Consider the following 17,876-nt stretch of genomic DNA (forward strand, 5'->3'; position numbering starts at 1 on the left):
TCATCGAACACCCCTGGCCACAACCCGGCACCCGCTACGTCGGCAACGGCAGACCCCGAGGATCGGCCCCCAGAAGACGCCCACTGTCACCGATGTCCTGAGACACCAACTGTCACCGATGTCCTGAGACACCAACTGTCACCGATGTCCTGATACAGAACCGTCACCGAAGTCCTGAGACATCACACTCGAAACCTTCGCAGCGCCGGCGGGTTATGACAGCGCGAGCGCCCGGGATGCGGGACACGCAGGCGCGAAAAAGGCGCCCTCCCCGGGGTCGGTCTCGGGGAGGACGCCTTTTCGGACGAACCGGGCGTCAGACGTCCTGGCGCTCCAGCACGTAGTCGATCGCGCGGATCAGCCGACGCACGTCGTCCGGCTCGATCGACACGAACGTCGCGATGCGCAGCTGGTTGCGGCCGAGCTTGCGGTACGGCTCGGTGTCGACGATGCCGTTGGCGCGCAGCGTCTTCGCCACGGCGGCAGCGTCGACGGACTCGTCGAAGTCGATGGTCGCGACGACGGGGGAGCGGTCGGCCGGGTTCGCGACGAACGGCGTCGCGACCGAGGAGGCCTCGGCCCAGCGGTACAGCTCCTGCGAGGACTCGTTCGTCCGGGCAGACGCCCAGGCGAGCCCGCCGTTGCCGTTGATCCACTGCAGCTGCGAGTCGAGCAGGTGCAGCGTCGTGAGCGCAGGGGTGTTCAGGGTCTGCTCGAGGCGCGAGTTGTCGACCGCGTTCTTCAGGCTGAGGAACTCCGGGATGTAGCGCCCGGAGGCGGCGATCCGCTCGATCCGCTCGATCGCGGCAGGCGAGACCGCGGCGAACCAGAGTCCGCCGTCCGAGCCGAGGTTCTTCTGCGGGGCGAAGTAGTAGACGTCCGTCTCGGTGACGTCGAAGTCGATGCCGCCCGCCGCGCTCGTCGCGTCGATCACGGTGAGCGCACCCTCGGCGGCCACCCGCCGGATCGGTGAGGCGACGCCGGTCGAGGTCTCGTTGTGCGGCCAGGCGTACACGTCCACGCCCTCGACGATCTCGGCCTCGGCGCGGGATCCCGGCTCGGCCTTGCGCACGTCCGGATCCTGCAGCCACGGGGTCTTCGCGGCCGCGGCGAACTTGCCGCCGAACTCGCCGGAGACGAGGTTCTGGCTGCGGTTCTCGATGAGGCCGAACGCCGCGGCGTCCCAGAAGGCGGTGGATCCGCCGTTGCCGAGGATGATCTCGTAGCCCTCGGGCAGGCGGAACAGCGACGACAGGCCCGCGCGGACGCTGCCGACGAGGTTCTTCACCGGCGCCTGGCGGTGCGAGGTGCCCAGCAGGCTCGATCCGACCGCGGCGAGAGCAGCGACCTGCTCCGGGCGGATCTTGGACGGGCCGCATCCGAAGCGGCCGTCGACGGGCAGAAGTTCACGGGGAATCTCGATCGCCATGCACAGAGTCTAGGGTTCGGGCCGTGGCCGTCCCGACCGCATGACGCTGTGCGACAGAGGGGGCGAAGACCCCTGTTTCCGGCCGTGTCCGCGCGGAATCCCGCCTGGTCGGCAGAAGGTAGGCTTGCCTAAGCGCGCGACAGGCTCGACAGCCGGACAGGGGGATCGATGGCCGATCTGATCGACACCACGGAGATGTACCTCCGCACCATCCTCGAACTCGAGGAGGAGAACATCGTCCCGCTGCGCGCCCGGATCTCCGAGCGTCTCGGGCACTCCGGCCCGACGGTGTCGCAGACGGTCGGACGGATGGAGCGCGACGGCCTCGTCGTCGTCTCCGAGGACCGTCGCCTCGAGCTCACCGACGCCGGCCGGCGCAAGGCCGTCGACGTGATGCGCAAGCACCGCCTCGCCGAGCGGCTGCTCTCCGACGTGATCGGCCTGGACTGGGCCTACGTGCACGAGGAGGCCTGCCGCTGGGAGCACGTGATGAGCGAGCAGGTCGAACGCCGTCTCGTCGAGCTCCTCGGTCACCCCACCGAGTCGCCCTACGGCAACCCGATCCCCGGCCTCGACCAGATCGGCGGCGCGGCGGCGCGCACCTTCGACGAGGGCGTGATCGGCCTCGTCGAGCACATGAACACCGCCGGCACGCCGACCGAGGGCACGGTGCGCCGTCTCGCCGAGCCCGCCCAGGTGGATCCCGAACTGCTCGAGCAGCTCCGCGACGCGGGCGTCGTGCCGGGCGCGCACGGCCGCTTCCGCTTCAACGAGGGCTACGTGCTGATCGAGGTCGAGGGCAAGGACGAGGGGCTCGAGCTGCCCGTCGAACTGGCCTCGCACATCTTCCTCGTCGCCTGAGCGAGGGCTCGGAACGGGTTCCGGCCCGCGCCGACCCGGCCACCCGGGAGGGCCGCCGAATACGGCGGATCCATTGCTCACGATCAGCGGATCCCTTGATCAGCGTGACACAACCGTGACTTTCGAGTACCCTCGGAAAGGTCGTCGGCGAGAAGCCCGCCGCCGGCCTCCACGGCGCTCGCCCCATCGGCCCGTCGCCGTCGTGGGGACTCCTGCGTCCGTGCATCGCATGGGCCTACCCGATCGACGACGGACCGGCGCATCCGCGCAGGGGCCGGAGGACGCCCTTGTCACTGCAGAACCACAATGAGAAGAAGAGCACGGCCCTGAGCACCACGGACGCGACGCCGCGTCCGACCACGGGAACCCGGTCCCGCAACGTGGTCCACCCCCTCCGCACGGTCGCCATCCTCGGCGCCGTGGGGGCGCTCGTCACCGCCATCGCCCTGCCCGCCTTCGCCTCCACCCACGGGGGCCCTGCCGTCTCGGCCAAGGTCACGAACGAGCGGATCGCCGCGGACAACGCCCAGTCGATCGTCGTCGCCTCCGAGGCCACGCAGGCCCCGTCGAGCCGCGGCACGTTCTCCGCCACGACGCCGGATGAGATCGAACAGCGCAAGGCCGAGGAGGCCGCCGCGGCCCGCGCCGCCCAGGCGGCCGCGAAGACCGCCTCCGTGCGCTCGACGGCCGGCTACGCGCTCGTCGCCCCCGGTTCCGGTGCGGTCCGCTACCCGCTGATCCCCGGATCCTTCCGCGGCGGCGAAGGACCCGGATCCGGACGCGGCCACCAGGGCTGGGACATGCTCGCCCCCGAGGGCACGCCGATCTACGCCGCCGCGGCGGGCACCGTGCGCGTCTCCACCGAGGGCTACTACGGCTACGGCGTGGCCATCGTGATCGACCACGTGATCAACGGCACCCCGGTCTCGACCCTCTACGGCCACATGGTCTACGGCAGCCGTCTCGTCGAGTCGGGCCAGCAGGTCTCCGCGGGTCAGCTGATCGGCCAGGTCGGCAACACCGGGAACTCCTACGGCTCGCACCTGCACTTCGAGGTGCACATCGGCGGCGGGATCGTGGACCCGGAGCCCTGGCTCGCAGCCAACGCCGGTTGAGTCCGAGGGGCATCCCGTCCGGCTCGACGATGGGGATCGCCGGAATTTCCCTGGTGACAGCGCGCCGGCCTTCCGGTAGCGTCGGAAAGGTCGTCTGCGAGAAGCCCGCCGACGATCGCCGTGACGGTCGCCTCCCGGCTCGTCGCCGCCACGGTCACCCAGTGCGCATCGTGCCCGAATCACACGTGCTCCCGAGAAGCGACTGAGGACGAGCCGGCGTCTTGCGCCGAGGCCCGGAGGAATCCCTTGGCTGCAGAGCTCGACACGTCAGAGAAGACCGTCGCCCGTACTCCGCGTGGCACCGTGAAGGCAACGGGAGGGGGATCGGGCCGCAAGGTGGTCCGCTCCGTGCGCACGGTCGCGATCCTGGCCGCCGTCGGCGCGCTCGTCACCGCGATCGCGCTTCCCGCCTTCGCGAGCGGCGCCACCTCGCACGCCCGCGCCGCGACCACCACCACGCAGCAGCTCGCCGCGAGCCACGCGCAGTCGATCGTCGTCGCGTCCGAGGCGACCGCGGCGCCCGCGGTGCGCAGCGCCTTCACCGCGACCACGCCCGACCAGATCGAGCAGAAGAAGGCAGAGGAGGCCGCCGCCGCCCGCGCCGCCCAGGCCGCGAAGACCGCCGGGGTGACGGCGCGCCTGAACCTGTCGATGGTCTCGCCCGGCTCGGGGCAGGTGCGCTGGCCCGTCCTGCCGGGGCAGTTCACCCCCGGCGAGGGCCTGGACGCCGGTCGCAACCACCAGGGCTGGGACCTGCTCGCTCCCGGCGGCACCCCGATCTACGCCGCCACCGCCGGCACGGTCACGGTGTCCAGCGAGGACTACTTCGGCTACGGCGTCGCCGTGGTCATCGACGGGCAGGTCGCCGGAAACGACATCCAGACGACGTACGCGCACATGACCTACGGCAGCCGGCTGGTCCAGCAGGGTCAGAGGGTCAGCGCGGGGCAGATGATCGGTCTCGTCGGAGACACCGGGCACGCGTTCGGCACCCACCTGCACTTCGAGGTGCGCCTGAACGGCAGTGTCATCGACCCGCAGTCCTGGTTGCAGGCCAACGCGGGCTGAACAGACTTCGATTCCGTTCACCGGATGTTCCGCGCCACACACAGGAACCATGGGTTAGCCTGATTCCGTCGTCGCAAGGGCGGAGGAACTCGATGGAACGAATACCAGACATCCGAACCACGGATGCACTCGGTCGCCTCGTTCTTCGGCATTGCCCGCAGGATGTGCACGGTTCTCCCGTGCGCGAAAGGCGCTATCTCTCGTAGACAGCGCCTTTCGTCATTTCTGCGGACCCTCCGCCTGCGCACGGTCGAGACACCGGGAAGCCGTCCCGGTGGAATCGAAGGGATGCAGGATGCGCACACTGGTGCTCAACGCGGGATACGAACCGCTCACGATCGTGTCGTTCCGACGCGCGCTCGTGCTGGTCATGAACGAGAAGGCGTCGATCGTCGAGCACGTCGTCGACGATCCGGTCTGGGCCGCGAGCGGACGCTACGACCGCCCGACGGTCATCGTCCTCAGCCGTTACGTGCGGATGCCGAGAGCGCGCAGAGCGCCGGTCACCCGCCGCGGGGTGCTCCGCAGAGACGCCAACCGGTGCGGCTACTGCGGGAAGACGGCGTCCACGATCGACCACGTCCTGCCCCGTTCCCGCGGCGGCAAGGACTCCTGGGAGAATCTCGTCGCCTGCTGCCTGCGCTGCAACAACATCAAGAGCGATCGCACCCCGCAGGAGATGGGGTGGGAGCTCCGGCTGACCCCGGGTCCGCCGCGTGGAACGACCTGGACGGTGCGCGGCGTCGAACGCGGCGACCCGTGCTGGGAGCCGTACCTGGAGATGGCCGCGTAGACGCGTCCGCGTGAACCGGGCCGGGTCCGCCCCGGTCGTCGGACGAGCGCAGCGAGAGGAGACGCGCCCACCCGGCCCCTGAGCCTGTCGAAGGGATTCGCTCCCCGCCTCGGCGCACTCCGCTCCTGCCTGACGCGGTCCTTCAGCGGGGCGGGTTCAGGCGGCGGGGCGGAATCGTCTGGGCGGCGGGTCGATTTGGCCCCAGAGGTAGCGCAGCGGCAGTCGTGCCCGCAGGACATGCGCATGCCCCGTGGGGTCGTGCAGGACGAAGTCGCGGGTGCCGTCCCGGGTGATGGTCCATCCGCCGCGGTGGAGTTGCAAATGGTGGTACCGGCAGAGCAGGACCCCCCGGTCGATGTCGGTGCGGCCCCGGTCGCGCTGCCATTCGTCGATGTGGTGGGCTTCGCCGTACGAGGCGGGCCGGTCGCAGCCGGTCCACCGGCAGCCGCCGTCCCGGATCGCGAGCGCGACCCGCTGCCGGGCGGTGAACACCCGGGACTCCCGGCCCACGTTCAGCGGGTTCCCGCGTCCGTCGACGGTCACCGTGACGGCCCCGGTCTCACACCGGTGCCGCGCCGCGACTGCGGCGGGCAGTGCAGTCAGTCCGTCTTCCGTGAGCGTGACCCGGCCGGGCACGCCGTCGCGGTCGATGATCTGGATGAGGCGGAGCCCGGCCTGTCGGGTGCCGAACACGGCGTCGGGTTCCGCCAGCGTCCCGGCTCGGATCAGGTCGAGCAGCAGGTCGTACGCGAGTTGATCGTTCGTGCGCGGATCCTCCGCGAGGTCGGCGCCGCGGGTCTTCTCGTCCGGGTCGACGAAGCGCGGCCCGCCTCGACGCGGGCGCAGCGCGGCGGCGAAGAGCGACTCCACGAACGCGCCGCCCTCGTCGTCGAACGCGATCGACGCCCGCCGCATCCCGTCGTGATCGAGGAACGTGCGGAACGATCGCTTCTCGAATCGGGCGAGGAACCCCCGGCGCTGATCAGCTGGATCTGCTCGACCAGGCGCCCGACCGCGCCCGCCTCCCGCCGCACCGCGACCACCTCCGCATCACCCAGCGACTGGATCACCGCCTGCACCTCGGACGCGCACGCGCCCGCGCCGATCCGCCCCGCCAGGGTCGGGATCAACGCCGCGATCGCATCGAAGGAAGCCATACCCCATGCTCTCAGCGACCACCGACATTCGAAGATCTGTTCTCCGGTCTGGCTTCCGCATCGTCCCCTCCACGCGCCACTCGTCCCCGAAACCCGTCGCATTTCGCGGGTATCGCGGCGCGCGGAGTCTCCTGGGCGATGGGGACCCGCCTGTCGAGGGGGAGGCGCGAAAGAGGGGACCGTCCTTCGGGCGGTCCCCTCTTTCGCGTCTCGTGCCCTCGACAGGATTCGAACCTGCGACCTGCCCTTTAGGAGAGGGCTGCTCTATCCGACTGAGCTACGAAGGCGCCCCTCCAGTCTAGCGAGCGTGGAGGGCGCCGCCGCCGGAAGCACGAGAAGGGGCGCCCCGGAGGACGCCCCTTCTCGTGCGGACGGGTCAGTGCGCCGAGCGGTAGGCCTCGATCACCTCGGCCGGGATGCGGCCGCGCTCCGAGAGCTTGTAGCCGTTGGTGCCGGCCCAGGCGCGGATCGAGGCGGTCTCCGGGTTGCGGTTCGGGCGCTTCGCCGCGGGCGCGGCGCGCCCGGCGATCGCACGCTGGGTCCGCCGCCCCGACGAGATGTAGGGGGCGAGAGCCGCGCGGAGCTCGGCCGCGTGCGCACTGGTCAGGTCGATCTCGAATGCGGATCCGTCCAGCGAGAAATGAACCGTCTCGCCTTCTCCGATCTCGAGAACCGAACCGTCGATGTCGTCGACGAGCTGATGAACGATTTTGCGTGCCATGCTCACAAAGATATGTCGATCAATTGCTCGATGCAATGATTGCGCCGCAGAATGTCATTCGTGTCCGGGGTCGATCACCTTCAGGCCGACAATGCAGCCGACGAGTCCGACGATGAGCAGAATGCGGATCCAGGACACATCGGAATCGCCGGCGATCATCGCCCAGACGACGGTCAATGCCGCACCGATTCCCACCCACACCGCATAGGCGGTCGCGGTCGGGATATCGCGCATCGCCCAGCCGAGCCCGAACATCGACGCCGCGAGGCCGACGACGAAGAGGACGCTCGGCCAGAGCTTCGTGAAGCCCTCCGACTTGCCCAGTGCGGTCGCCCAGACGGCCTCGCACATTCCCGACACGATGAGCACGATCCACGCCATGATGGCTCTCCTTCGAGAGCCAGTCTTTTCGCGTTCCGGGTACTGGCCCGCCTCGTCCGGGTGCGCGGCGCGCGCGGTCCGAGCCTACCGCGTCTGCCTGGGCAGGGCCCGTGCACCCCGGGGCCTCAGGGGATCAGACCTTCGCGTCGCGCCCGGGCGACGGCGGCGTGCCGGGTCGGCGCGTCCAGCTTCGCCATCGCCGTCCCGAGGTACGCCTTGACGGTCGATTCGCGCAGGCCCAGGTCGTCCGCGACCTGGGCGTTCGTGAGGCCGAGCGCCGCGCAGGAGAGCACGTCGAGCTCGCGCGGCGAGAGGTGCACTGCCGCGGTGCCCGGGGGAGGAGTCGGGGCGGAGAGCGCCAGGAGGCGGCGCTCGATGCCGCCGAGCCGCTCGCGCACCTGCGGATCCTGCACCGTCGCGGCGACACGGCGCAGCTCCGCGAACGTGTCGCGGAGCTCCTCGCGGTGGGCCGCGGAGAGTGCCGGCCCCTGCATCCGCGTCGCGCGGACCCGCCGGTCGACCTCCCCGCGGATCCGCAGCTCATCCGCCAGCGCATCGGCGATCTGCAGTGCCGGGGCAGTCGTCACGCCGCCGGACGGGGACTGTTCCCACGCGCCCGCGTACAGGACACCGCGCGGGCGCCCGGCGACGACGACCGGGATCGCGAGCAGCGTGCGCAGCCCCTCGCCCAGCACGAAGCCGTCGTAGTCGTGCGTGATCTGCTGGGACGAGCCGTAGTCGCGTGTCATCCGCGGCCGCAGTTCGGTCATCGCCCGCCCGCCGAGCCCGCGGTGCAATTGCACGCGCAGCCCCTCGAGCCTGTTCGTCCGATTTCCGACGATCGTCGTGACGGCGACCTCGCCGCTCGAGAGCAGTCCGCCGAATGCGACCGGGAAACGCGTGCGCCGCGCGATGTCGCGCACTGCCTGCGCGACCAGATCCGCATCGGATCCGACGGGGTCGAACGTGCTCACCGAGGGCCTTCCAGGGGAATCGTAGGCAACGACGTTATCATCCCCGCACGGTTTCGGCGCCCCGGGGAAGAACGGCATGACGCAGAGCGACGATCCTTCCGTCAAATGCGCGTGCCGCGCTTCGTCACGCATTCGCGCGACATTTTCCGATTTCGTACCCCGGATGCGGAGTCCTCCACGGGACCGACCGCAACGGTGCGGAGCTGAGACGGAGCGATCCGCGGAGACGGATCCGCGGAGACAGGACGGAATGCACGTCCGCCCCGGCGGCCTACACGCCGGGGCGGACGCCGTCGGGGGAGGCCGATCCGCGACGGGCGGCGGCATCGGCCTCGAGATCGAGCAGGTAGCGCTTGCGCTCGGGATGCGCGCCGTAGTGGCCCATGGACCCGTCCGCGCGCACCACACGATGCACCGGCACGATGATCGAGAACGGGGTGTTGCGACAGGCCGTCCCCACTGCGCGCGCCGCACCGGGGCTCCCCGCGAGAGCTGCGACCTCCCCGTAGCTCGCGCTCTCGCCCCACGGGATCTCGCACACCGCCTGCAGCGCCGACCGGGTGAACCCCTCGACGAGCCGCCAGTCCAGCGCGAGCTCGTCGTCGAAGCGCACCGGATCGCCGTCGAAGTACGCGCGCAGCAGCAGGTCGACCTCGTTCGCGGCCCCCGGATCCGGCTCGGGCAGGGCGTGCAGCCGCCGGGCCGTCGCCTCGAGCGCCCACGGTGCGCCGCGGTGCAGGCCCTCCGGCAGGTCGAAGGAGATCAGGCCCTCATCGGAGAACACGACGAGGGCGTCCCCGAACGGGGTGTCGGCGAAGTCGTAGCGGAACGTCATGCACCCATCCTCGGACAGCCGCCGCGGCTGCGGGAGCGGAATGCGGAACCCGTGCGAAGAGCACGGAAAAGGCCCGCTGTGGAGGGAGAACGCGGAGGAAATGGCCGAAACCCGGCGGATCTGACCGTCACAGCCGGACGACGCGCCTAGTCTTTGACGTGTGTGGCGACGTGACGGCAAGACGGCGGAGGAGAAGTCCGTGACGCCCAGCGACGTCAGCGTGGCCGAGCCGGGAGTCGACGTCGTGCACGCCGCGGCGAGCGAACGGACCAGGCTCAGGGCCGAGGCCGCCGAGCTCGGCGGGCCCTCGCCGCTGACCGCCTACCGCGACGTCGCGGCGGCCGGGATCGACATCTCCCGCGCCCACCCCGGGAGCCTGCCGCAGTTCATCACCGGACGCTCCACGCTGCTGTCCAACCTGTTCCGGGACGAGGTGGGCCTGCGCACCGCGCGCCTGGCCGCCGACCGGATCACGGCGAAGCACACCGAACTGCGCACGGTGCGCGGGCTCGACGCCGTGCACCTCGCAGTGGGCCTCGCCACCTGGCGGATCGGCGGCGTCGACTACGCCGCCCCGATGCTGCTGCGCCCGCTCGCGATCCGCCGGCACTACACCGACTATGAGCTGAAGCTGCACGGGCACTTCTTCGTCAACCCGGAGCTCGTGCGGATCGCGCGCGACCACTTCGGGATCACGATCGACGACGCCCGGCTCGCCGCCCTCGCCTACCAGAACGGCGTGTTCGCCCCGCAGGCGGCGATCGACATGCTGCGTGCCGCGACCGCGACGATCGACACCTTCTCGGTGCAGCCGCGCATGGTCGTGTCGACCTTCGCCGACGTCGGCACCACGATGGCACGCGACGCGCACGACCTCGACCACCCCATGCTGAACGCGCTCGCCGGGCACGCCGCCGACCGCGAACGGATCACCGCGCCCGGCCCCGCGCCGTCCACGGCCGGGCCCGACGACCGCGCCCCTGCCTCGGACAACCTCCTGCTGGACGCCGACGCGGAGCAGGAGCTGGTCCTCGCCCGGATCGCCGCGGGGCACTCGCTCACGGTCTCGACCCTTCCCGGCACCGGCGGCACGCAGACCGTCATCAACGCGATCGGCGAGCTCGTGCGCGCCGGCAAGCGCGTCCTCGTCGTCTCGCCGCGCCGGTCCACCCTGGACGGCGTGCGGCACCGGCTGAGCGGGATCGGGCTGGACGGGTTCGCCGTCTCGCCCGCCTCGGTGCGGCGCGACCTCGTGCGGGCGATCGGCCGCAACGAGAAGGCGGTCGCGCCCAAGCTCGCGGAGATCGACGACGCGCTGCTGCGCCTGCGCACGGTGCTGCGCGACTACCGGCGGGCGCTGACCGAGAAGGACCCGGCCCTCGGCGCCAGCGTGCTCGACGCGACGAGGACCCTCACCCGGCTCGCGCTGCTTCCGACGCCGCCGACCACCTCGGCCCGGCTCGGCCGTCAGGCGCTCGTGAAGCTCGCCGCGGATCGCGCGCACGCCGCGGAGGCGCTGCGCCAGGCCGCGCGCCTGGGCGAGTTCCGGTTCGGACCGGACGACTCGCCCTGGTACGGCGTGACCTTCGCCTCGACCGAGGAGGCGCGCACGGTGCACGCGCTCGCCGAGCGCCTGCACGCGAGCACCGTGCCGGAGCTCCTCGAGCACGGGTACGAGCTGGTCGCGCAGACGCACATGCGCCCGTTCGCGACGATCTCCGAGCTCGGCGAGTACTTGCGACTGCTGCAGGGCATCCGCGACTCGCTGGACCGGTTCGTCCCCGCCGTCTTCGAGCGCCCGCTCGGCGAGCTGATCAAGGCGCACGGCACCCGCCGCGACACCGCGGGGATGACCGGCGCGAACCGGCGCCGCCTGCGCAAGCTCGCGAGGGAGTACGTGCGCCCCGGCGGGCACGTGGGCGACATGCACGAGGCGCTCAGCCGGATCCAGTCGCAGCGCACGCAGTGGCAGCGCTACGTCGACGCGGGGGTCGCGCCCGAGGTGCCGCTCGGCCTCGGCGACGTGTCCGTGTCGTGGCAGCGCGTGGACGCCGAGCTCGCCGAGCTCGATGTGGCGCTCGGCCGCCGCGAGCCGCTCGCCACCCTGCCGGTCGCCCGCCTGGTGCGGACCCTCGCCGGCCTCGCCGCGAAGTCCGACGTCTTCGACAACCTCATCGAGCGTGCGCAGATCCGCGACGAGCTCGCCGGTCTCGGGCTCGAGCCCCTGCTGATCGACCTGTCCACCCGGCACCTCGCCGAGGACCGGGTCGGCCCCGAGCTCGAGTTCGCGTGGTGGCAGTCGCTGCTCGAGCAGGCGCTGCAGCAGAACCGCTCGCTGCTCGGCGCGAACACCGCGGTCGTCGACCGGCTCGAGCGCGACTTCCGGCTCGTGGACGAGGCGCACGCCGCCGCGTCCGGGCCGCTGCTGGCCTGGCAGATGGCCGGCCAGTGGCGGATCGCGATCGTCGACGAGGCGACCGAGGCGGCGAACCTGCGGCACAACCTGACGCAGAACCGCACCACCGTCGCCGAGCTCGTCACCGCCGCACCGACCCTGATGCGCGTCCTCGCACCGGTCTGGATCGCCTCGCCGTACCAGGTGCCGGACATCCCCGACTCGGTCGACTTCGACGCCGTGATCCTGGTCGACGCGGCCGCGATCAACCTCACCGAGGCGACCCCGGCGATCCGCCGGGCGCGTCAGGTCATCGCGTTCGGCGACCCGGTCGCGCAGAAGCCGACCCCGTTCGACGTCGCGGCCGTGCCCGCGGAGGACCGGGACGACGAGACCGAGTTCGACGAGACCTCGGTGTTCGAACGGCTCTCCGCGCTGCTCCCCGTGCTCACCCTCACCCGCAGCTACCGGGCCGGCGGTGAGGATCTCGCCGAACTCATCAACGACGCCTTCTACGGCGGCGAGATCGTCTCGCTGCCGTGGGCGGGCTCGTACCTCGGCCGCGGATCCCTCACGGTCGACTACGTCGAGGGCGGCGTGGGGATCCCGCACCCCGAGACCGGGGCGATGGAGAGTCCGGAGGCCGAGGTCGCCCGGGTCGTCACGCTCGTCGTCGAGCACGCCGTGCACCGCCCCGCCGAGTCGCTCATGGTCGTCACCGCGAGCCGCAGGCACGCCGAGCGCGTGTTCGCCGCCGTGTCCGCCGCGTTCGCCGGCCGTTCCGACGTCGCCGACTTCGTGGGCCGGGACACGCAGGAGCCGTTCGTCGTGCTCACGCTCGAGGAGGCCGCGGCGGAGAGCCGCGACCGGGTGATCCTCTCGCTCGGCTACGGCGTCACCAAGCACGGCCGCGTGCTCAGCGACTTCGGCGACCTGTCCACGCCGGACGGCGACCGCCTGCTCACGATCGGGATGACCCGGGCCCGCCGGTCGATGGTGATCGTGTCGTCGATCCAGCCGTCCTCGTTCGACGAGGGGCGCCTGGAGCACGGCGCCGCGACGCTCATGTCGATCCTGGGCGGGCTCGCCGGGCACTCCCGCGAGGAGCGCGCGGAGGACCAGGCGGATCCGCTCACCCTCGCCCTCGCGCGGGAACTGCGCCGCCTCGGAGCCTCCGTCGACGTCGACTACCGCGGGCTGCTGCCGCTCGTCGCACAGCACCGCGGCAAGGCCGTCGTCATCGAACCGGATCCGGAGTCGCGGCCGGAGTCGCTGCGCGAGACGCTGCGGCTGCGCCCGCAGGTGCTCCGGCGCCTGGGCTGGCACTACATCCGCGTGCACGCGTTCGACCTGTACAGCGACCCGGCCGGTGTCGCGCGCCGGATCGGCGAGGTGCTCGGCGTCCCCTCGGACGCTCCGCGCGTGGACGGCGACACCCAGCCGCTCGACCCCGATGCCTGAGCGGGACGAGGCAGATCCGGAGCGGGACGGCACCGAGCCCCGGCAGCGGATCGTGCGCGTGCGCGGATCCCGTCGCGCGCGACTGACTCCGGCACCGGGCACGCACGCCGAGCCGGACGAGCGGGATCGGGAGTCCCCGGCGGCGCCGACGGAGGGAACCGGCCCGAATGACGACCGGATGCGCCGCGAGATCCCGCCGCACTACTGACGCACTGTTCGCGGGCGCCCCGGATACGACGACGCCCCGGTCGCCGCGAGGGCGCCGGGGCGTCGAAGACGATCCCGGATCAGCGCGAGTTCTGCTTCTCCAGCAGGTCGCGGATCTGGATCAGCAGCTCCTGCTCGGTGGGCAGGGCCTCCGGCTCGTCGGAGACGCCGGCCTTGGCCGCCTGGCGCTGCTTGAAGTGGTTCATCGGCATCACGAAGACGAAGTAGACGACGGCGGCGACCGCGACGAAGTTGATGATCGCTCCGAGGATCGCGCCGAACCCGAAATGCGACGAGCCGATCGTGACGATCATCGCCTTGTCCAGGCTCTCGGCCTTGAAGACCAGGCCGATGAGCGGGTTGATCAGCTTCGCGACGACGACCGTGACGATCGCGGAGAACGCCGCGCCGATGACCACCGCGACCGCGAGGTCGATGACGTTGCCGCGGAGGATGAACTCCTTGAATCCCTTGATCATTGCGTTTTCCCTCCCCAGGAAAAGCGACCTCAGGATGCCGAGGCCGCGGTGGCGGCAGGCGCGGGTTTCGCGCTCGCCGTGGATTCCGTCTTCGATGATGCCGGAGCGGGGGACGAAACCCCCGATCCGGAGCGCGAGTCGGTGCGATAGAAGCCGGAGCCGTTGAAGGTCACGCCGATGGAGCCGTACTCCTTGCGCAGGCGTCCCTGGCATTCGGGGCAGTCGGTGAGGGCGGAGTCGGAGAAGGACTGCACGGCGTCGAATCGGTGACCGCAGACGGTGCAGGCATAGGAGTAGGTGGGCATGAGGCCTCTTCGGTCGGGGTCAGGAAAGGGGGAAGACGACGGTGCGCAGCGGCGTGACGGCCCCGGTGACGGGCTGGTCGTGCACGTCGCGGGGCACCTCGTCGAGGATCTCGGAGTCGAACACGACGGCGTACACCGGCGGGCACTTCTGCATCGAGCCGAGCGTGCGGTCGAAGTAGCCGCGCCCCCAGCCCATCCGCATTCCGCTGCGGTCGACGGCCGCGGCGGGGACGATCAGCAGGTCGACCTCGTCGAGCGCCATCGGGTTGAGGATCTCGCCGGTCGGCTCGGGCAGGCCGTGCAGGCCGATGTTCACCTCGTCGTCGCCGTCCGCGACCGCCCAGTCCAGCAGGCCGTCGGCGCGGGTGATGGGCAGCAGCACGCGGATCCCGCGGGCGACGGCCGCGCGGATGAACGCGCGCGTCCCCGGCTCGGTCGTCGTGGACAGGAAGCACGACACGGAGCGGGCGCCGCGCGCGGCGATCAGCTCGTCGAGCCGGGCGGTGATGCCGGCCTCGGCGGCCGCCCGCTGCTGGTCGGAGAGCAGCGCGCGGCGCTCGCGGAGGTCGGCTCGCAGCGCGCGTTTCGCGTGGTCGATCTCCGCAGGCATGGCGCCGATTCTACCGGCGCGGCCTGAAGCCCGGCTCGACGGCGCATCCCGCCCCGTCACCGGCCGTGGCGGGGCCGTCCGGCGCCGGAGCGCCACGACTAAGCTGGGCGAATGGCGAAGGCACGGATCAAGGCCGTCATCCCCGCCGCCGGTCTGGGAACGCGCTTCCTGCCGGCGACGAAGGCGATGCCGAAGGAGATGCTCCCGCTCGTCGACAAGCCCGCCATCCAGTACGTGGTCGAGGAGGCGGTGAGCGCCGGGATCGGCGACATCCTCGTCATCACGGGGCGCAACAAGAACGCCATCTCGAACCATTTCGACGCCGTGCCCGAGCTCGAGGCGAAGCTCGTCGAGAAGGGCGATCACGGCCGTCTCGCGAGCGTCGTCGCTTCGAGCGACATGGCCGACATCCACTACGTCCGCCAGGGCGAGCCCAAGGGGCTCGGGCACGCGGTGCTGCGCGCCCGGACGCACGTGGGCGACAGCTCGTTCGCGGTGCTGCTCGGCGACGACCTGATGGACGCCAGGGATCCACTGCTCTGCACGATGATCGACGAGCACCTGCGTACCGGCGCCGCCGTGATCGCCCTGATGGAGGTCGATCCCGCGCAGATCCATCTGTACGGCACCGCCGATGTCGACGGCGCCCCGGACGGCGACGTCGTGCGGGTGGCCGGGCTCGTGGAGAAGCCGGCCCGCGACGAGGCGCCCTCGAACCTCGCCGTGATCGGGCGGTACGTGCTGCCCGCCGCCGTGTTCGACGTGCTCGAGCGCACCGCTCCCGGCAAGGGCGGCGAGATCCAGCTCACCGACGCGCTGCAGGAGCTGGCGGCGGATCCGGACGGCCCCGGCGTGCGCGGCGTGATCTTCCGCGGTCGCCGCTACGACACCGGTGACCGGCTGGAGTACATCAAGGCGATCGTCCAGCTCGCCACCGACCGCGAGGACCTCGGGCCGGACCTGCGCGACTGGCTGAAGGAGTTCGCGGGGCGTCTGTGACCCCGCGGAACAGCAGCATGGACGCCTCGGTCACGATGCGGCACGGCCCGGTGGAGCTGCGGCTCATCCGGCCGAAGGACGCGCGCACCCTGCAGCACGAGCTGGTCACGAACCGGCGCTGGCTGCAGCCCTGGGAGGCCACTCTGCCGGGCATGTACACCGGCATCGACATGCGGGTGAGCATCCGGCGGCTGCTGCAGCAGTACCGCGACGGCAACGGCTATCCGTTCGTGATGGAGTACGACGGCGAGATCGCCGGGCAGCTGAACATCTGGGGCGTGATGCGCGGATCCCTGGGGTCGGCGACGATCGGCTACTGGGTGAGCGAGCGGTTCGCCGGGAAGGGGATCACCCCGGCCGCGGTCGCGATGGCGACCGATCTCGCGTTCACGGATCTGGGACTGCACCGCATCGAGATCTGCCTGCGCCCGGAGAACGCGCCGAGTCTGCGCGTCGTGCAGAAGCTCGGGTTCCGGTACGAGGGGATGCGCCGGAGGTTCATCCACATCGACGGGGACTGGCGCGACCACCTCGCGTTCGCCCTCATCAAGGAGGACGTACCGGAAGGCGTGCTCGCGCGCTGGGTGCAGGGCAGGGTCCCGGCGGACTGGGCTGCCGTCCCGCCGACGGATCTGCCGTCCGCGGACGTCCAGGGCTGAGGGCCCGGCGTCGCGTCGCCGTCAGCCGTCGGCCGGGTCGGGGACCGGATCCGGATCCTGTTCGGCGACCGGTTCCGGAGCGGGCCGGCGGATGCCGATCCAGGACAGCACGCCGCCGATCGCCATCAGGGCGGCGGTCACCCGTGCGGCGTCGTGGAAGCCGCCGAGGTCGAGCGTCCCACCGACGATCGTCGAGAGCATCGCGACGACGAGCAGTCCGGCGACGCGGGCGACCGCGTTGTTCACCGCCGAGGCGATCCCGGAGCGGCTCTCGTCGATCGATCCGAGGATCGCGGACGTGAGCGGTGCCACGGTCAGCGACAGGCCGATCCCGAACACGATCATCGCCGGCAGCACCTGCCACCAGTAGTCGAACTGCGGGGAGACGAGCAGCAGCAGGAGCGCCGCGGCGGCCATGACGATCGGCCCCGCGGCCATGAAGATCCGCGGGCCGAACCTGCCCGCCGCGCGCCCCGCGCGCGGGCTGAGCAGGATCATCAGGATCGTGATCGGAAGGCTCGCGAGCCCCGCCTCGGTCGCCTTGAGGCCCGCGCCCTGCTGCAGGTAGACGCCGATCACGAAGCCGTTCAGAGACAGTGCGGCGTAGACGAAGAGCGTGGCGGCGTTGCCCCAGGCGAAGTTGCGCACCCGGAACAGGGACAGCGGCAGGAGCGGCCGCGGCCGACGCTGGCGGAGCAGGAACACGACCAGCAGCACGGCGCCGCCGATGCCGGTGATCAGGATCGCGGGGGAGGACCAGCCCTGGTGCGGCTGCTCGATGAGCGCGTAGACGACCCCGCCGAGCCCGAGCGCGCACAGGGCGCCGCCCAGCCAGTCCACCCGGGCGTCGTGCGGAGCCTCGGACAGGCGAAGCCGGGCGAGCAGCACGAGGTTCACGCCGATCGGCAGCACGTTGATGAGGAACACGAACCGCCAGGACAGGAAGTCGACGAACAGCCCGCCGAGCAGCGGCCCGACGAGCTGCGCCGCGGTCGTGAACGCGGTCCACACCCCGATCGCCCTGGACTGCACCTCGCCGCGCATCACGGCGGTGATCAGCGCGAGCGAGCTCGGTACGAGCAGTGCGCCGGCGGCGCCCTGCAGCGCTCGCGCGATGATGAGGATCAGCGGGTCGGGTGCGGCGGCGACCGCGACCGATGCCACGCCGAACGCGATCAGCCCGATCCGCATGACGAGCACGCGGCCGTACGCGTCGGAGACGGATCCGGCCAGCAGGATCAGCGAGCTCAGCGTGATCAGATACGAGTCGACGGCCCACTGCTGAGTGGTGATCCCGCCGCCCAGCTCACGGCTGAGCGCCGGCAGGGCGACCGTGACCACCGTGCCGTCGAGGAACGTCACGAACGACGCGAGCACCGCGACCGCGATGACGAGTCTCTGCAACGGGGTGAACGAGGCCACGAGGC

General features: G+C 71.2%; 18 protein-coding genes, 1 tRNA gene and 1 riboswitch. Of the genes, 8 read left to right on the top strand and 11 right to left on the bottom strand.

Going from position 1 to position 17,876, the window contains the following annotated elements:
• Window positions 1–316: 316 nt before the first annotated feature.
• A complete protein-coding gene (gene serC, locus RBR11_RS07675) occupies window positions 317–1,429 on the bottom strand; it encodes a phosphoserine transaminase (protein WP_308488741.1) in 1,113 nt (370 codons plus the stop codon).
• A 168-nt stretch (window positions 1,430–1,597) separates the two neighbouring features.
• On the opposite strand from serC, the gene RBR11_RS07680 reads away from it, so the two are divergent.
• From RBR11_RS07680 to RBR11_RS07695, 4 genes are all read left to right on the top strand, one after another.
• Window positions 1,598–2,290 (top strand): iron-dependent transcriptional repressor DtxR, encoded by a 693-nt coding sequence (locus RBR11_RS07680; protein WP_308488742.1) that lies wholly within the window; start codon window positions 1,598–1,600, stop codon window positions 2,288–2,290.
• Window positions 2,291–2,577: 287 nt separating this feature from the next.
• Window positions 2,578–3,405 (top strand): M23 family metallopeptidase, encoded by an 828-nt coding sequence (locus tag RBR11_RS07685; protein ID WP_308488743.1) that lies wholly within the window; start codon window positions 2,578–2,580, stop codon window positions 3,403–3,405.
• A gap of 336 nt (window positions 3,406–3,741) precedes the next feature.
• Window positions 3,742–4,473 (top strand): M23 family metallopeptidase, encoded by a 732-nt coding sequence (locus tag RBR11_RS07690; protein WP_308488744.1) that lies wholly within the window; start codon window positions 3,742–3,744, stop codon window positions 4,471–4,473.
• Window positions 4,474–4,768: 295 nt separating this feature from the next.
• Window positions 4,769–5,266, top strand: a complete 498-nt coding sequence (locus RBR11_RS07695) for an HNH endonuclease (protein WP_308488745.1) — start codon at window positions 4,769–4,771, stop codon at window positions 5,264–5,266.
• A gap of 156 nt (window positions 5,267–5,422) precedes the next feature.
• On the opposite strand, the gene RBR11_RS07700 is transcribed toward RBR11_RS07695, so the two are convergent.
• The 6 genes from RBR11_RS07700 to RBR11_RS07725 all read right to left on the bottom strand — a co-directional run bounded on the left by RBR11_RS07700 (window position 5,423) and on the right by RBR11_RS07725 (window position 9,334).
• Entirely contained in the window at window positions 5,423–6,181 is a 759-nt protein-coding gene (locus tag RBR11_RS07700; protein ID WP_308488746.1) for an HNH endonuclease signature motif containing protein, read from the bottom strand.
• 455 nt (window positions 6,182–6,636) lie between these two features.
• Window positions 6,637–6,710 (bottom strand) — tRNA-Arg (locus tag RBR11_RS07705).
• Between the two features lie 89 nt (window positions 6,711–6,799).
• Entirely contained in the window at window positions 6,800–7,144 is a 345-nt protein-coding gene (locus RBR11_RS07710) for a histone-like nucleoid-structuring protein Lsr2 (RefSeq protein WP_308488747.1), read from the bottom strand.
• A gap of 54 nt (window positions 7,145–7,198) precedes the next feature.
• Window positions 7,199–7,525, bottom strand: coding sequence for a DMT family transporter (locus tag RBR11_RS07715; protein WP_308488748.1), 327 nt, complete (start codon window positions 7,523–7,525; stop codon window positions 7,199–7,201).
• Window positions 7,526–7,539: 14 nt separating this feature from the next.
• Window positions 7,540–7,605: riboswitch (guanidine-III (ykkC-III) riboswitch) on the bottom strand.
• 45 nt (window positions 7,606–7,650) lie between these two features.
• Window positions 7,651–8,499: a LuxR C-terminal-related transcriptional regulator gene (locus RBR11_RS07720; RefSeq protein ID WP_308488749.1), complete on the bottom strand. Its 849-nt coding sequence runs from the start codon at window positions 8,497–8,499 to the stop codon at window positions 7,651–7,653.
• A gap of 271 nt (window positions 8,500–8,770) precedes the next feature.
• Complete coding sequence (locus RBR11_RS07725; RefSeq protein ID WP_308488750.1) at window positions 8,771–9,334, bottom strand: methylated-DNA--[protein]-cysteine S-methyltransferase; 564 nt, start codon at window positions 9,332–9,334, stop codon at window positions 8,771–8,773.
• A gap of 160 nt (window positions 9,335–9,494) precedes the next feature.
• Here RBR11_RS07725 and RBR11_RS07730 point away from each other — a divergent pair, with 160 nt between their 5' ends.
• Both RBR11_RS07730 and RBR11_RS07735 read left to right on the top strand, forming a co-directional pair.
• Window positions 9,495–13,190, top strand: a complete 3,696-nt coding sequence (locus RBR11_RS07730; RefSeq protein ID WP_308488751.1) for an AAA family ATPase — start codon at window positions 9,495–9,497, stop codon at window positions 13,188–13,190.
• Window positions 13,183–13,398 carry a hypothetical protein gene (locus tag RBR11_RS07735; RefSeq protein ID WP_308488752.1) on the top strand — a complete coding sequence of 72 codons (216 nt, stop codon included), beginning with the start codon at window positions 13,183–13,185 and terminating at the stop codon, window positions 13,396–13,398. The genes RBR11_RS07730 and RBR11_RS07735 overlap by 8 nt, the downstream gene beginning before the upstream one ends.
• Window positions 13,399–13,477: 79 nt before the next feature.
• On the opposite strand, the gene mscL is transcribed toward RBR11_RS07735, so the two are convergent.
• From mscL to RBR11_RS07750, 3 genes are read right to left on the bottom strand one after another with little or no spacing between them, the layout of a single operon-like run.
• Entirely contained in the window at window positions 13,478–13,876 is a 399-nt protein-coding gene (gene mscL, locus RBR11_RS07740; RefSeq protein WP_308488753.1) for a large conductance mechanosensitive channel protein MscL, read from the bottom strand.
• A 29-nt stretch (window positions 13,877–13,905) separates the two neighbouring features.
• Complete coding sequence (locus tag RBR11_RS07745) at window positions 13,906–14,181, bottom strand: FmdB family zinc ribbon protein (RefSeq protein ID WP_308488754.1); 276 nt, start codon at window positions 14,179–14,181, stop codon at window positions 13,906–13,908.
• Window positions 14,182–14,200: 19 nt separating this feature from the next.
• Window positions 14,201–14,791: a 5-formyltetrahydrofolate cyclo-ligase gene (locus tag RBR11_RS07750; RefSeq protein WP_308488755.1), complete on the bottom strand. Its 591-nt coding sequence runs from the start codon at window positions 14,789–14,791 to the stop codon at window positions 14,201–14,203.
• Between the two features lie 111 nt (window positions 14,792–14,902).
• On the opposite strand from RBR11_RS07750, the gene galU reads away from it, so the two are divergent.
• A complete protein-coding gene (gene galU, locus RBR11_RS07755; RefSeq protein WP_308488756.1) occupies window positions 14,903–15,790 on the top strand; it encodes a UTP--glucose-1-phosphate uridylyltransferase GalU in 888 nt (295 codons plus the stop codon).
• Between the two features lie 17 nt (window positions 15,791–15,807).
• Entirely contained in the window at window positions 15,808–16,449 is a 642-nt protein-coding gene (locus tag RBR11_RS07760) for a GNAT family N-acetyltransferase (protein ID WP_308488757.1), read from the top strand.
• A 21-nt stretch (window positions 16,450–16,470) separates the two neighbouring features.
• Here RBR11_RS07760 and RBR11_RS07765 read toward each other — a convergent pair whose 3' ends face one another.
• Window positions 16,471–17,871, bottom strand: coding sequence for an MFS transporter (locus tag RBR11_RS07765; protein WP_308488758.1), 1,401 nt, complete (start codon window positions 17,869–17,871; stop codon window positions 16,471–16,473).
• Between the last annotated feature and the right edge of the window lie 5 nt (window positions 17,872–17,876).

The sequence above is a fragment of the Microbacterium capsulatum genome, assembly GCF_030865425.1.
Lineage (GTDB): Bacteria > Actinomycetota > Actinomycetes > Actinomycetales > Microbacteriaceae > Microbacterium > Microbacterium capsulatum.